At 59.3% G+C, this 14217-nt stretch carries 10 protein-coding genes and 1 rRNA gene; 4 read left to right on the top strand and 7 right to left on the bottom strand.

Annotated features, from left to right (window positions below; genetic code table 11):
• Nucleotides 1-89: 89 nt before the first annotated feature.
• A 5S ribosomal RNA gene (gene rrf / locus J4E42_RS15040) occupies nucleotides 90-205 on the top strand.
• 215 nt (nucleotides 206-420) lie between these two features.
• On the opposite strand, the gene J4E42_RS15045 is transcribed toward rrf, so the two are convergent.
• A complete protein-coding gene (locus tag J4E42_RS15045; RefSeq protein WP_207285607.1) occupies nucleotides 421-1467 on the bottom strand; it encodes a FecR domain-containing protein in 1047 nt (348 codons plus the stop codon).
• A 356-nt stretch (nucleotides 1468-1823) separates the two neighbouring features.
• Here J4E42_RS15045 and J4E42_RS15050 point away from each other — a divergent pair, with 356 nt between their 5' ends.
• Nucleotides 1824-3704: a methyl-accepting chemotaxis protein gene (locus tag J4E42_RS15050; RefSeq protein WP_008024479.1), complete on the top strand. Its 1881-nt coding sequence runs from the start codon at nucleotides 1824-1826 to the stop codon at nucleotides 3702-3704.
• A 154-nt stretch (nucleotides 3705-3858) separates the two neighbouring features.
• Here the strand turns inward: J4E42_RS15050 and J4E42_RS15055 are convergent, their stop codons facing one another.
• The 5 genes from J4E42_RS15055 to J4E42_RS15075 form a co-directional block, all read right to left on the bottom strand.
• Nucleotides 3859-4326 (bottom strand): SRPBCC family protein, encoded by a 468-nt coding sequence (locus J4E42_RS15055; protein ID WP_008039596.1) that lies wholly within the window; start codon nucleotides 4324-4326, stop codon nucleotides 3859-3861.
• Nucleotides 4327-4348: 22 nt separating this feature from the next.
• On the bottom strand, nucleotides 4349-7765 hold the full coding sequence (locus tag J4E42_RS15060) for a non-ribosomal peptide synthetase (protein ID WP_207285537.1): 3417 nt from the start codon (nucleotides 7763-7765) through the stop codon (nucleotides 4349-4351).
• A gap of 13 nt (nucleotides 7766-7778) precedes the next feature.
• Nucleotides 7779-8708, bottom strand: coding sequence for a diiron oxygenase (locus J4E42_RS15065; RefSeq protein WP_207285538.1), 930 nt, complete (start codon nucleotides 8706-8708; stop codon nucleotides 7779-7781).
• Nucleotides 8705-9481, bottom strand: a complete 777-nt coding sequence (locus J4E42_RS15070) for a DUF3050 domain-containing protein (RefSeq protein ID WP_008039599.1) — start codon at nucleotides 9479-9481, stop codon at nucleotides 8705-8707. The genes J4E42_RS15065 and J4E42_RS15070 overlap by 4 nt, the downstream gene beginning before the upstream one ends.
• A 638-nt stretch (nucleotides 9482-10119) precedes the next feature.
• Nucleotides 10120-10830 carry a GntR family transcriptional regulator gene (locus tag J4E42_RS15075; RefSeq protein ID WP_008039600.1) on the bottom strand — a complete coding sequence of 237 codons (711 nt, stop codon included), beginning with the start codon at nucleotides 10828-10830 and terminating at the stop codon, nucleotides 10120-10122.
• A 193-nt stretch (nucleotides 10831-11023) separates the two neighbouring features.
• Here J4E42_RS15075 and lapG point away from each other — a divergent pair, with 193 nt between their 5' ends.
• Both lapG and lapD read left to right on the top strand, forming a co-directional pair.
• Nucleotides 11024-11716 carry a cysteine protease LapG gene (lapG, locus tag J4E42_RS15080; RefSeq protein WP_192226605.1) on the top strand — a complete coding sequence of 231 codons (693 nt, stop codon included), beginning with the start codon at nucleotides 11024-11026 and terminating at the stop codon, nucleotides 11714-11716.
• 14 nt (nucleotides 11717-11730) lie between these two features.
• Nucleotides 11731-13677, top strand: a complete 1947-nt coding sequence (lapD, locus tag J4E42_RS15085; protein ID WP_207285539.1) for a cyclic di-GMP receptor LapD — start codon at nucleotides 11731-11733, stop codon at nucleotides 13675-13677.
• Nucleotides 13678-13773: 96 nt separating this feature from the next.
• Here the strand turns inward: lapD and J4E42_RS15090 are convergent, their stop codons facing one another.
• Nucleotides 13774-14139: a tryptophan synthase subunit beta gene (locus J4E42_RS15090; RefSeq protein WP_192226609.1), complete on the bottom strand. Its 366-nt coding sequence runs from the start codon at nucleotides 14137-14139 to the stop codon at nucleotides 13774-13776.
• Nucleotides 14140-14217 lie beyond the last annotated feature (78 nt).

The raw sequence follows: 14217 nt of genomic DNA on the forward strand, positions 1-14217 counted from the left end.
TATCTGCGTATGCAGGTAGGGGTTTTGTTTTAGTAGAAGTCACCAATTTTGCTGGCACGTTACAACGTAACGGGCTGGTCACAGAATTTCTTGACGACCATAGAGCATTGGAACCACCTGATCCCATCCCGAACTCAGCAGTGAAACGATGCATCGCCGATGGTAGTGTGGGGTTTCCCCATGTGAGAGTAGGTCATCGTCAAGATTGAATTCCGAAACCCCTGTCTGCTAACGCAGACAGGGGTTTTGTCGTTTCTGGCTCGCTAATATCCCGATAGGCCGCCTTCAAGAAACAAAAAAGCCAGCCCCTGAACATCAAGGGCTGGCTTTTTTGTATGCCGAGTATTTAGAACTGGTAGCTCACTGTGGCGGTTTTCGATCAGTTGCCCACCTGGCGCACAAATTGATTGAGCACATCGCTCAAAGCTCCGGCGGCAATGTTGTAGCGCTGGCTGCTGACTGCCGCTCCAACGTCACCCACCATCGGGTTCGGTAGCGCAGTTGCACTGGCAAGGTTTGCGGAAGGATGGCCAGCAGTTTGTCGGTGTCCTCCAACCGGAAGACACCGGACAGCCGCAAGTCGGCGATATCTGTTGCGCACGTCAGATAACCAAGGCGGTAGCGCCCGACCTCATGCAGGAAATCGCCAAGACGCATGTTGCGGGTGACGATCAGACCGTCGACCCAGGCGCCGACATCCATGGCCTGCGGTGGTGCCAAACGTGCCCGCTGATGATCAATCACATAGTTCTGACCGGCCTGCACCTGAATCGGCATGCCATCGGCAGGCAGTGGTGAATGGATCGCGACCATGCCGCTGGTCACGCTGAGCCGCGTGCAGTCCGCTTCCAGGCGAAGGATGAAACGTGCGGCGACGCCCTCATACACACCGTGGTGACTGTGCACGCGTAGCGGTCGATCCAGTGAAGATCCTTCATCGGCCCCGCCGCACGTCACGATGATTTCGCCACGGGTCAGTTTGATCAGGCGCTGGTGCGCGGTGTAGTCCAGATCCACTGAGCTGGCGGTGTTCAGTTCCAGTCGCGTGCCATCCGGCAGCTGGAAACCACGGCGCTCGCCCGTAGCGGTGGCGAAATCCGCGGTCCACTGTTGCCAACCCGTCAGATCCCTGCCGAGCCATGCTGCCGATCCCATCAACAACGCACCCGACAACAGTTTCAAGGCCTGACGCCTGCCCAGTCCTTGAGCACTGTTTTCCAGCGTGTTGAAGGCAACGTGGGCACCGGGTACCGCATACAGATTGTTGCTGAGTTCAGCGTGCAGCGACTGCACCCGTTGCCAGGCCAGTTCGTGCTCCTGATGTTCTGCCCGCCAGACATCGCATTGCTGGCGCAGCCTGGAATTGCTCGCGTTGTTTCGCAAGCGCAGCAGCCAGTGGATGGCTTGTTTGACCACCTGTTGATGAGGTTCGCCACGCCGACCCAGTGCAGGATTATCCACAGGCATCATGTTGGGTACCGCAGCAGGTAGCAGTGATAGAGCGCATCAGCGACATAGCGCTCCACCGAACGTCACAAATGATAATTACTCGCATTGTTGTCAAGGGTCGGGGAATTTGCAACTGCCGCTCGAACAACCGTCATCACACCAATGCTACTCAAGCGCTCTAGCACGCCGTTCGGCGGGTATCTGACGGAAATACCGGTCATTTCGTACATGCCCCTAAGATTTATCCCGCCTGTGCCGACAGACTGGTGAGACATGCGTGCACCAAAGTAGAGCGGCCATAGAGCCGCTTGAGCTGTACATGGAATGTTGCAACCCGGAACGCATCCCCACTTTCTGCATAGAAGCCCTATGAAATGAATCTCAAGTTCAGCCATAAAATCCTGTTGGCCGCCTCCGGCGTCGTGGTGCTGGCTTTTGCGTTGTTCACTTTGTACAACGACTATCTGCAGCGAAATACCATTCGGCAAAACCTCGAATCCTCCGTTCAACAAGCCGGCGACCTGACCGCCAGCAGCGTGCAGAACTGGATGAGCGGCCGCGTGCTGGTGCTGGAAAACCTCGCGCAAAACGTCGCTCATCAAGGCGCCAATGCCGATCTGCCGGGGCTGGTTGATCAGCCGGCCTTCACCTCCAACTTCCAGTTCACGTACGTCGGCCAGACTAATGGCGTGTTCACTCAGCGCCCTGACGCGAAGATGCCGGATGGCTACGATCCGCGTCAGCGTCCCTGGTACAAGCAAGCGGTTGTCGCTGACAAAACCATGCTGACCCCGCCTTACATGGCGGCCGTCGGTGGGTTGGTCGTGACCATCGCCATGCCGGTGAAAAAGAATGGCGAGTTGCTTGGCGTGGTCGGCGGTGACCTGAGCCTGGAAACCCTGGTGAAGATCATCAACTCGGTGGACTTCGGCGGCATTGGCCATGCGTTTCTGGTCAGTGCCGACGGCCAGGTGATCGTCAGCCCGGACAAAGACCAGGTCATGAAGAACCTGAAGGACATCTACCCCAACGCCGGCCTGCGCATCGAGAAGGGCAATCAGCAAGTCACCCTGAACAATCAGGAACGCATCCTCTCGTTCACCCCGGTCAACGGTTTGCCGAATGCTGCGTGGTACATCGGTCTGTCGATCGATAAGGACAAGGCCTACGCACCATTGAGCCAATTCCGCACCTCGGCGTTGATCGCGATGTTTATCGCTGTCACCGTCATTGCGGTGCTGCTGACCCTGCTGATCAACGTGCTGATGCGCCCGTTGACCACCATGGGTCGTGCGATGCAGGACATCGCCCAGGGCGAAGGCGACCTGACCCGTCGACTGTCCGTGGAAAGCAAAGATGAATTCGGCGAACTCGGCGGCTCCTTCAACCAGTTCGTGGAGCGAATTCACGCGTCGATTTCCGAAGTGTCCTCGGCAACCCGGCAGGTCCATGACCTGTCGCAACGGGTGATGGCCTCGTCCAACGCGTCGATCGTCGGTTCCGACGAACAAAGTGCGCGCACCAACAGCGTGGCGGCGGCGATTAACCAGTTGGGCGCCGCCACCCAGGAAATCGCCCGCAACGCCGCCGACGCTTCGCAGCATGCAAGCGGCGCGAGCGAGCAGGCCGATGACGGTCGTCAGGTGGTGGAAAAAACCATTCTGGCCATGACCGAGCTGTCGCAGAAAATCAGCCTGTCGTGCACGCAGATCGAAACCCTGAACGCGAGCACCGACAACATCGGGCACATTCTCGATGTGATCAAAGGCATCTCCCAGCAGACCAACTTGTTGGCGCTCAACGCCGCCATTGAAGCGGCACGCGCCGGTGAAGCCGGTCGTGGTTTTGCGGTGGTGGCGGACGAGGTACGCAACCTGGCGCATCGCACGCAGGAGTCGGCCGAGGAGATTCACAAGATGATCACGTCGCTGCAGGTCGGCTCACGAGAAGCGGTGACCACCATGAACGCCAGTCAGGTCTCCAGCGAAGAGAGCGTTGAAGTGGCGAACCAGGCGGGTCTGCGTCTGGTCAGCGTGACGAAGCGCATTGGCGAAATCGATGGGATGAACCAGTCGGTGGCGGCAGCGACCGAGGAGCAGACGGCGGTGGTGGAAACCCTCAACGTCGACGTTAACCAGATCAATCTGCTGAATCAGCAGAGCGTGGCCAACCTCAATGAAACGTTGAAGGATTGCGATGCATTGTCGTTGCAGGCGAATCGGTTGAAGCAGTTGGTTGATAGCTTCAAGATCTGATTCAGGTTTGTCAGACCGCGTTATCGTTCAATCGCGAGCAGGCTCGCTCCCACAGGGATCATCATTGTTCATATGGGCTGTGTTCAATGAAGGTCCAATGTGGGAGCGAGCCTGCTCGCGATAGCGATGGATGAATCACCGTCGAAGTAAAGTCCTACGCAAACAACTTCAACACATTATTCATCGCATCATCGGCAAACCCCTGCACAAAATCCTTGAACCCCGGCAGCGCCTCGGCGCCACCCTGAGCCGGCTCGGCGATGATGGTCCATGTTGCTCGGGACTTGCCTTCACCCAGCACCTCAACCGTCATCGCCGCCCACAAATTGGCCACGCCCAAGGTGTTGTAGATCGTGGTCCAGGTCATGCTCCGCGCCTGGTCATCCCGCGAATTGAGTTGCTCGACCACCAGGTTGCCGTCCTTGAAAAATTTCTTGCGCAGCGATGACACGCCTTCGCCGGTCGTCTCGATGTGCGACAACGCCGGGATGAATTGATCGAAGCCGGCAAAGTTGCCGACCACCGCCCAGACTTTTTCGGCCTGCGCCGGCACGTCCACCGAAGACACGACGAGGCAGCCTTGCGGGTTTTTGATCAGGGTATCGGGTTGCAGGTTTTTCATGGTTTTGCTCCGCTTGAGTGATTCAGATGAAGTTGATTTCTTTGAGGTAGTCGCAGCCGCGACGCAGCAGCGCCGGGGATTTTTCCGGGTAGTGCGCGCCCATCTGCCGCACGCCGGCCTGAGCGTTGTCATGGCCGATCATCGAGATGTCGCCGATGTCTTCTTCGAAGCCGTTGAGGTAAAAACCGAGCACGCCGAACAGCGCGTTGTCGCTATCGACCCGGCCCAATTGCTGCTGCCAGTCGGAGACGCTGACCATGGAGAATTCCCGACCCGCCTCACGGAAGGACGCGACGTAATCGTCCCAACTCAGCGGCTCGGGGTTGTGCAGGTTGAACACCGCTTTTTCCGCTGAATATCGGCTGGCGTGGAAGGCGATGAAACGGGCGAGAAAGTCCACCGGCATCAGGTCGAAATTCAACGCGAACTCCGGCACCTGGCCGAGCTGGATCGAGCCTTTGAGCATCAGCATCAAACGGTTTTTGTGCGGCTGGCAGACGCCGCTCAAGCTGTTGAAACTGATGTTGCCGGGGCGGTACAGATTGACCCGAACCCCGCGCTCCCGAGCCCTTTCCAGGATCCGTTCGCCGACCCACTTGGACAGGTTGTAGCCATTCTTGATGTAGATCGGCGGGGTCTGCGCGGCGGGCAGTTCGAGCACCCGGCCATCCGCGGAAATCGTGCTCGAAGCCGACAGCGTCGAGACGAAATTGAAGATTTTTTTACTGCGTCCTTCGCACAGGCGCAGGCACTCGAAGATTGGCTCGACGTTGTCCCGCGCCAGCGACTCGTAATCCAGCACGTGATTGACGTTGGCGGCGTTGTGCACCAGCGCGCCGTACTCGCGATCCAGGCGCTCATAAACATCCACCGCAAGCCCCAGCGAGGGCTGTGTGATGTCCGCCGAGTAAACCCGCACCCGGCTCAAATCCAGATGCTCCAGGCGGTTTTCCCGCAACGCGTGGGCGAAGCGTTCCGCCGCCGATTGCCCGCTGCCATCGCGCACCAGACACGCCACTTCGCTGGCGCCCCACGCCAACAACGCTTCGACAATATGCACACCGACAAAACTGTTGGCGCCGGTGACGATCACCTTGTGTACATCACCCATGCGACTGACGGGCAGCGGCTCGATATCCAGCTCGCGGAAGGCATCCGCCATGGCCTGTTCACTCAGCACTTCCTCTGTGCCGGAGCCGCGCACCAGTGTCGCCAGTTTCGCGATGGTCGGCAGTTCGATGAAGCGGTTGATCGAGATGCTGCGACCGAACTCTTCACGCAGGCGCAACAGCATGCGCGACAGCAGGATCGAGTGGCCGCCCAAATTGAAGAAACTTTCGTCGGTGGAAATGTCGCTGGACGGCAACTCCAGCAGCTCGGCCCAGATCTCCAGCAGCAGCGCTTCATCGGCACTGGCCGGCAAGCGTCGCTCGGTGTTTTCGGCGATGCTGACGGGCAGCTCCAGCAGGGCCTTACGATCGACCTTGCCGTTGCTGGCAAATGGCATGCTCGCCAGTTCGGTCCAGGCGGTGGGCTGCATGTAGTCCGGCAGAAACTGGGTGGCGTGTGCTTTCAGCGCTTCACGCGCCGCGCCGGGTAGCGCTTCCTGAGGCTGGGCGAGGAACGCCAGAATCCGCCGTTGGTTGTCGATGACCACGGCCACCTGGCGGTACAGCTGACTGTCGCGCAGGCAACGTTCGATCTCCTCCGGCTCGACCCGAAAGCCGCGAATTTTCACCTGATTGTCCCGGCGTCCGCACAACTCGATGCCAGCGTCGGTCCACTTCGCCATGTCGCCGGTGCGGTAGGCCCGCAGGTGCTCACCGCTCGGCAGGCTCACGTTCAAATAGCGCTCGGCGGTCTGTTGCGGGTTGTTCAGATAACCCAGGCACACACCGGGCCCGACGATGTACAACTCGCCGACGGTCTGTTCGACCACCGGTTGAAAATCCTCGTCGAGAATCAGCACCTGACTGTTGGCAATAGGCGCGCCGAGGGTGCGATTGGTGTCGCCGGCGCGCAGTTGTCGCGCGGTGATCAGCACCGTCGCTTCGGTCGGGCCATAGAGGTTGTAGAGGTTGCCCTGGCGGGTGAGCTGCTCGATGACATAGGGCTCGCACACATCACCACCGGTCATCACATGATCCAGCACCTGCAACTGCTCCAGCGGCAGAATGCTCAACAAGGCTGGTGGCAGAAACGCGTGGCTCAAGCGTTGGTGGCGGATCAGTTCCACCAGTTGCAGCGGATCACGGCGTTGATCGTCGCTGGGCACGATCAGCTCGGCGCCCTGCAACAGGGTCGGGAAAATATCGATCAGCGACGAGTCGAAACTCAACGACGAAAACTGCAGCGCCCGGCTCTGCTCCGTCAGTTGCACATAGTCGGCGTACCACGCGGTGAAGTGCGCGAGGTTGGCCTGGCTGAGCAACACGCCTTTGGGATGGCCGGTGGTGCCGGAGGTGTAGAGCGCCATGCACGGCGCATCGAGGTCCGGGCGCTGGCGCATCAATGGTTGGTCGAGATCCACGCTGTCGATGGCGATCGCGCTGATGTCCAGGCTGAGCATCTCGGATGCAAGAGGATGCTGCCCGTCGTGCAGCAGCAACACCGCACCGGCATTCGACAGAATGTAGTGCTGACGTTGCAGCGGATGGCTCGGCTCCAGCGGCAGATACACCGCGCCGCTGCCGAGAATCGCCAGAATCCCCGCATACAACGCGCTGCATTTCGGCAGGCAAATGCCGATCACCCACGGCCCGTCGAGTTGTTCGAGCATTGGCTGCAAACGCTGCTGGATGGAGCGGCTGTGAGCATGCAGCTGGCGATAGCTGAGGGACGTGCCGGCAAGGTTCAGCGCCGGTCTTTCGGCGGACTGCATGAAGCGCTGCTCAAGCCGCTCGATCATCGGCACTTGCGCGAGTTGCAGCAACCGAGGATCAGCGGTGGAATTGAGCCGATGGACGAAGGCCAGGCGCTCCAGGAACCGCAGGCTTTCTAGCCGCTCGAAATGCACCGGGGTCGCTGGCTCGGCCAATAGAAAATAGTCGGCGTCCCGCGAAAAACGACTGACCAGCAGCGCTACATGATCTACCAGTTCCGCTACCGCCCGCACACGCAATGCCTGGCCGTTGCCCGAAGGTTCGTCGGCAATCGGCACGCGCGTGAGCAGCGTCGAACCGTGCAGGCATAGCAAGTCCAACGTCACAAGACCTGAAGTTTGCGGTTCGCCGATGCCCAGTTGCAGCGTCAGTCGCGATGTCGCGCCGAAGTCCTCTAACGGCAGGCTTGTGTCGTCGATCAGCAAATCGAACGGTCCCGCCGCAGGCTGACCAACTGCCTCAAGCCGCATCAGTGAATGACCGTGTTGTTCGAGCTCCAGCGCCAGGTCGGTCAGGGCCTGGCTCTGCCCGATGAGCAGAATGTCGAGACGTCTCATGATGTGCTCCTCGTTAAACCAGGTAGTCGCTCAGGGCTTCTTGAACGCACGGCGAATCGAGCAGCGAACTGCTGCGGAAAAACCGCACGATGTTGGCGACCAACGGGTGATGGCGGTTGATCGGGAAGGCCAGTCCCGACACCTCGCGCTTGAGTGCGGCGCGCGCGGCTTCGCTGATCTGCAAGGAATCGATCAGGCGGAAGTCGAACGACTTCTGAATGTCGTTGGTCAGGTAATGGCCGATGAACACCGGCAAAATCTGCGCGATGCATTGGCGGTCTTCTTCGCTTGCGGTGTGCCAGTAGATGCGCACCAACCGCGCCCAGAAGCCGGAGTGACGACCCTCGTCGAGCAGATGGTCAGCCATCAATCCCTTGATCGATTGCTTGACCGTGTCGTCCTTGGCAAACGCCGCCACGTCGCCGGTGACGGTGTTTTCGGCGATGGCTACGCAGATCAATTCCACGGCACTGCGCAGGTGTTCCGGTGCGAGTGCCACGGCGGCCGGAATCGCCCGGCTCAGTTCGATTTCATCCGGCAGGTCGATGGGTGTGATGCCCGTCATGGCGACGGTTTGCTGCATGAAATCCATCGCCACCAGCGCGTGGTAATCCTCGTCCACCACCACGGTCATGGCGTCGTACCGGCAGGCGAACGGGAAGGCCACGGCAAAGCGGTTCTTGGCGATGCTGCGCGCGGTTTTGTCGACGATCTCGGTTTCGAAAATCACCACGTCGTTGATGAATTTGTAGAGCGTCTGCACCAGGGCGAAATCCCGTTGCTCCGGGCATTCGCGCAGAAAGGTTTCGCTCAATACCAGCGGTTGGCGACTGAGCGGGTAGATCAGCTTTTCGTCGTTCTCCAGCACGCGGCGCGGTCGGGTGCGGATGGTCGCGCGGCTTTCCCAGGCGTCGGCGAAGGATTGGTAGTCGGCGGCATTCATGCGTTCACCTCCGCCAACGGCTCGCTCATGCTCAGACGCAGGCCGTCCCACAGGGCAATGCGGCTTTCCACGGCGGCGAGGGCGCTGGCGTAGACGTCTTCTTCGCGTTGCGGATCGCCATTGACCAATCGCGCGAGGAGTTTTTCCGCTGCCGGGCCGTGGTCTTCGGAATCGACTTCGATGTGCCGTTCCAGGTAGTAACGAAAGGTCGGCGCTTGCTCAATGCCGATGCCCCAATCGTCGAGAATCCGCTGGAACATCTGCGGAATCACGCTCTCACGACCGTGCAAAAATGCCGCTGCAACACTGTGGCCGGGTGCATGCAGCGCGGTGTGCAAGGTGTGGCGCACGAACTGCGCAGCGGCCGGGTCAACGTCCACGCTCTGCAATGCCACGTCATAACTCACGCCTTCTTGCTGCAGCGCCACGAAGCGTTCGATGACGGCCGTGCTGGCCCCCACTTCGCGCATCGCATCGAGGTACAACTCGAAATGGCTGTAATGGCCGTGGGCCGGACGATCATCGGACTCTTCACCAAGCACGATCTCGTTGATCAGGCGCGCCGCTTGCGGATCGCTCGGCGGCAGCCAGGGCAACTGAACGCAGGTCAGTTCCTGTTGCAGGCGCTTGGTCAGCGACATGAAATCCCATACCGCAAACACATGGGATTCCATGAAGCGTTGAAGTACCGAAAGCGAATGTATTTCAGAGAAAATCGGGTGCGCGCTAAGTTCTGCTTTCTTCTGATTAAGACGGTCTTTAGTCGATTTCATGGCGAGCCTATAAGTGGTCCGGAGTGAGGTGTGATCAATAACTAATGAGTGCTTTAAGAAGTCTGATGGCGAGCGGATGCCTCAAATGAATTGATCGGTATTAGTTGCATGTAAGTCTTATGGCTAAGGGGTTGCAGCCAGTAGCCAGTAGTGGCGGAGAAAAACTAATACACGAATAAAGTGCTGGGCAAGTTATTTTTATACTATTTTAAAGTTTAACTTTTTCGAGCGTGACAAGTTTCAATAAGACTTTTTGAATAAGTTTTATTTGGGCGTAGTTGCTCCTTTCGGCTTATATAAGTCGAAATCGAAATAAAGAGTGAATGCCTCACTCGAAGCAACTTTCTAAGGGTGATCGTTAGTGTGATTTGAGGGGTGGAAGTTGGCCGGGACGCCGATGCTTCCTTTCCCGTGGCAAGACTCCTTCCTTAGGTTCTTGATGCGGGGACTGCGCCGCTCATGCGGTGCGTCGCCCGTTTGTTATTCGTTGGCAGCCCAAGAGTGAGCGTAAATCAAGGCAGCCGCTATCACCGACGCGTCATAGGGTCAGTGCAAGGGGCGGGTTTGGCAGAAAGGATGTGCAGGCGCGGCAAGCGCGGGCGAGCAGGTCGACCTGCTCGCGCCGTTGCCGGGGTGATTTATTTCGAGGTTTTTCTGCTTTGTGCTTCGGGGCTTTCGAGATAGCGGGTGATGACCTCGACGCCTCGGTTGAGGTGATGTTCGAGCAGCTTCACCGAACGCTCGATGTCGCGGTCTTCCACCGCCCGCAGCAGCGCACGGTGATCTTCCTGGGACAGTTTGCCCAGGCCCATGGCTTCCAGGTTGAAGCGCAGGAAGCGTTCCTCTTCGTTCAGTCCGTCTTCGACCAGCCTCAAGAGCCGACGGTTAGGCGCCTTGCAATACATCGACATGTGGAACAGGCGGTTCAGCCGGCCGATTTCGGTGTAATCGTGTTCCGTTTCCAGTTCGTCGATGTAGCGGGCGGCCTGCTCGAAGTCTTCGTTGGTGAGCAAAGGGATCGACAGGCGCAGGGCTTCGGACTCCAGAAGGATGCGCAATGCGTAAGTCTCGACGGCGTCGCCCTGAACCAGTGGCGCGACCACCGCACCTTTGTGGGCGACCACGTTAAGCAGCGCATGGGCTTCGAGCTGGCGCAAGGCTTCACGGACCGGCATGCGGCTGACACCGAACAGGTCGGCCAGGTCTTGTTGGCGAAGGGCCGTGCCGCAAGGAATGCGACCATCGAGAATGGCGGCACGCAGGGTCTCTTCGATGACCGAGCGGGCCAAATGCGCGGGAATCGGCCCGTTGACCTTGATACTGCTGAGAGGGTTGGGCTTCTGTGTCACTACAACGCACCCTGAATGACTGAGATAATTTGGATCCAAGAGGACACTAGTGACTGCCTGACAGGTTGTCAAACGCACACAGGGTCACACTTCAAGTTTAGTCGGCCCGCAGTGATCTCACCGTGCCATTGTTATTTAACAGGCTAACCTTCAACATCAATCGATTCCACCTGCCCACCCTGGATGCCTCGCATTGGCGGCACGTTTCGCGATCCCTCGGACCTTGCGCTGGTTGTGCTGCGCGTTGCTGCTGGCCGGTGTCATTTCGGGCGGCCTGCACGCCGACTGGGATTTTTCCCTGATCAGCCGTCGGGCGCAGGCGTTGTACGGGCCATTGGGCGAGGGTCAGCAGCGCATCGATGCCTGGCAGCAATTGTTGGCAACGCAGAAGCAACTCAGTGAGCTGGACCAGCTCAATGTGGTCAACCAATTCTTCAACAAACAGATGCGCTATGAAGAGGACATCGACCTGTGGCACGAGGTCGATTATTGGGAAACCCCGATCGAAGCCCTGTGGAAAGGCGCCGGTGATTGCGAAGACTTCGCCATCGCCAAGTATTTCAGCCTGCGCCGCCTCGGCGTTTCCAGTGACAAGTTGCGCATTACTTACGTAAAGGCCCTGAGCCTCAATCGCGCGCACATGGTGCTGACCTACTACGCCAGCCCCGACGCCATGCCGCTGGTGCTCGACAGCCTGATCGATGCGATCAAGCCCGCCAGCCAACGTACCGATCTGTTGCCCGTCTACGCTTTCAATGCCGAAGGCTTGTGGTTGCCGGGTGCCAAGGGCAACAAGAAAGTGGGCGATACCAAGCGGTTGTCCCGTTGGCAGGATGTGTTGAAGAAAATGCAGGCGGAAGGATTCCCGGTCGAAACGATTAACTAGGAGCACGCGCTCAGATGTCTTTGTTCAAACAGCTATTGATCGCTATTTGTCTGTTCCTGGTGGTCGCCTTCACCGGCAGCTTCATGGTCAGCCTCGAGAGCTCGCGCACCCAGTACGTCAACCAGTTGCGCTCCCACGCCCAGGACGCCGCGACGGCGTTGGCGCTGTCGTTGACGCCGAACATCGATGACCCGGCGATGGTCGAGCTGCTGGTCAGCTCGATCTTCGACAGCGGTTACTACGCGAGCATCCGCGTGGTCGATCTGTCGAACGACAAGACGCTGGTCGAACGCAACGGCATCCCGGCGGTCACCAATGTGCCGGACTGGTTCATCAAACTGATCGGCCTGGAACCGGCGGGTGGCGATGCGATTGTCAGCCGTGGCTGGGAGCAGGCCGCGCGGGTCGAAGTGGTCAGCCATCCGATGTTCGCGCTGGCCAAGCTTTGGCAGAGCGCACTGGGCAGTCTCGGCTGGTTGCTGCTTTGCGGTGCGGTGAGTGCGGCGCTCGGTGCGTTGCTGTTGCGCCGGCAATTGAAACCGCTGGACTACATGGTCCAGCAATCCCACGCCATTGCCCGCCGCGAATTCCTCAGCCTGCCGGACCTGCCGCGCACACCTGAATTGCGCCGGGTGGTGCAGGCCATGAACCAGATGGTCGAGAAGCTCAAGGCGTTGTTCCAGGAGCAGGCCGAACGCAGTGAAAAACTGCGCGCCGAGTCCTATCAGGACAACCTGACCGGGTTGGCCAACCGGCGCTATTTCGAGATGCAATTGAACGCGCGGGTGAGCAATCCGGAGCAGGCGAGTTCGGGTTATTTGCTGCTGCTACGGGTCAAGGACCTCGCCGGGCTGAATCAGCGCCTAGGTGGTCAACACACCGATGATTTGTTGATAGCGGTCGGCGAGCAACTGTCCCGCGAGTGCGCCAAATACCCCGAAACGCTGAACCTTGTCACGCGGATCCGTGGTGGTGAATTTGCCGTGCTGGCGCCGGGATTGCTGCGCGCAGAAGCGCTGCAACTGGCGCAAAACCTCGACAGCGCCTTGGTCACCCTGCATGCGACCGGCGCCACCGACGTGGCCGCCGTGGCTTTCATCGGGCTGGCGCCGTTTGTGTATGGCGACGCCCCGCAAGCGGTGCTCGGGCTGGCGGATCAGGCACTGGCGCAGGCCGAAGGCCAGGGCGATTCCCGATGGGTGTGCCTGGACCGCGCAACGTCGGCCCCTGTCGGCGATGATCATCATGCCTGGCACAGCTTGCTCGATCTGGCGCTGAGTCAGCAGCGCTTCGAGCTGTATTTCCAGCCGGTGGTGGCCAGCCAGGACACGACGCTGGTGCTGCATTACAAAGTGCTTTCACGCCTGATCGACGAGCAGGGCCAGGCGATCCCCGCCGGCCGGTTCTTGCCGTGGCTTGAGCGTTTCGGCTGGGCCGCGCGCCTGGACCGCCTGATGCTGGAGCGGGTGCTCGAGCAGATGGCCGACCATGAAGCGTCGTTGGCGCTGAACCTGTCCTCGGCGACGCTGGCCAATCCGCAGGCGCTGAGTCAACTCTTCGATATTTTGCGGGCTCATTCCAGTTTGGGGTCGCGGCTGACGCTGGAGATCGGCGAGGAACAACTGCCGGAGCAGACTGAGCTGGAAGAGCTGACACGGCGACTACGTGAACTCGGATTCTCGTTGAGCCTGCAACACTTTGGCGGGCGCTTCAGCATGATCGGCAACCTGGCACGGCTCGGGTTGGCGTATTTGAAGATCGACGGCGTTTACATCCGCGCGATTGATCAGGAGAGCGACAAGCGTTTGTTCATCGAGGCGATTCAGCGGGCGGCGCACAGCATCGACTTGCCGTTGATTGCCGAGCGGGTCGAGACGGACGGGGAGCTGGCGGTGATCCGCGAGATGGGGATTTACGGTGTGCAGGGGCAGTTGTTTGGTGAGCCCAAGCCTTGGGAGTGATCAGATCTGAAGATCGCCATCGCGAACAACCCGGTAAACACTGTAGGAGCCGGCTTGCCGGCGATGGCGTCAGCACAGAAAACGACAAAGGTTGGATCAGATCAACCCCGAATCATCCTCATCCACCAGATTACTCAACCCACCCAACGCTTCCCGGGCCTGTGACCGGTCCATCAGTTTGGCCTGTGCGGCGGCCGGCAGGTCGGTGACGCGGATCACGCCCTTATCGGTCAGCACCTGAATCAGGTCGTCGAGTACCCGGATCATGTCCAGGTCACTTTGCCTCAATTGCTTGAGTTGTTTGATTTGCTGAAGTTGTTTGTGGCTGGTCGCCATGACTTCGCTGGCAAACCAGGCTTGAAGATCGGGATGGTCGGCCGGGAGTATTTCGGTAGACCCGGCATAGGCCTCGGTTTCCACGCGCATCAGTTGGCCGTCTGCATTGCGTTGCACGTAGAACATTGAGCATCCCTCATGAATGACCCGCATAGGTCTGTCAGCAGCATAGCCAACGGAGCGGTGCCTTGATGTCAGGCCGTG

Source organism: Pseudomonas sp. FW300-N2A2 (genome assembly GCF_017351735.1).
GTDB classification, from domain to species: domain Bacteria; phylum Pseudomonadota; class Gammaproteobacteria; order Pseudomonadales; family Pseudomonadaceae; genus Aquipseudomonas; species Aquipseudomonas migulae.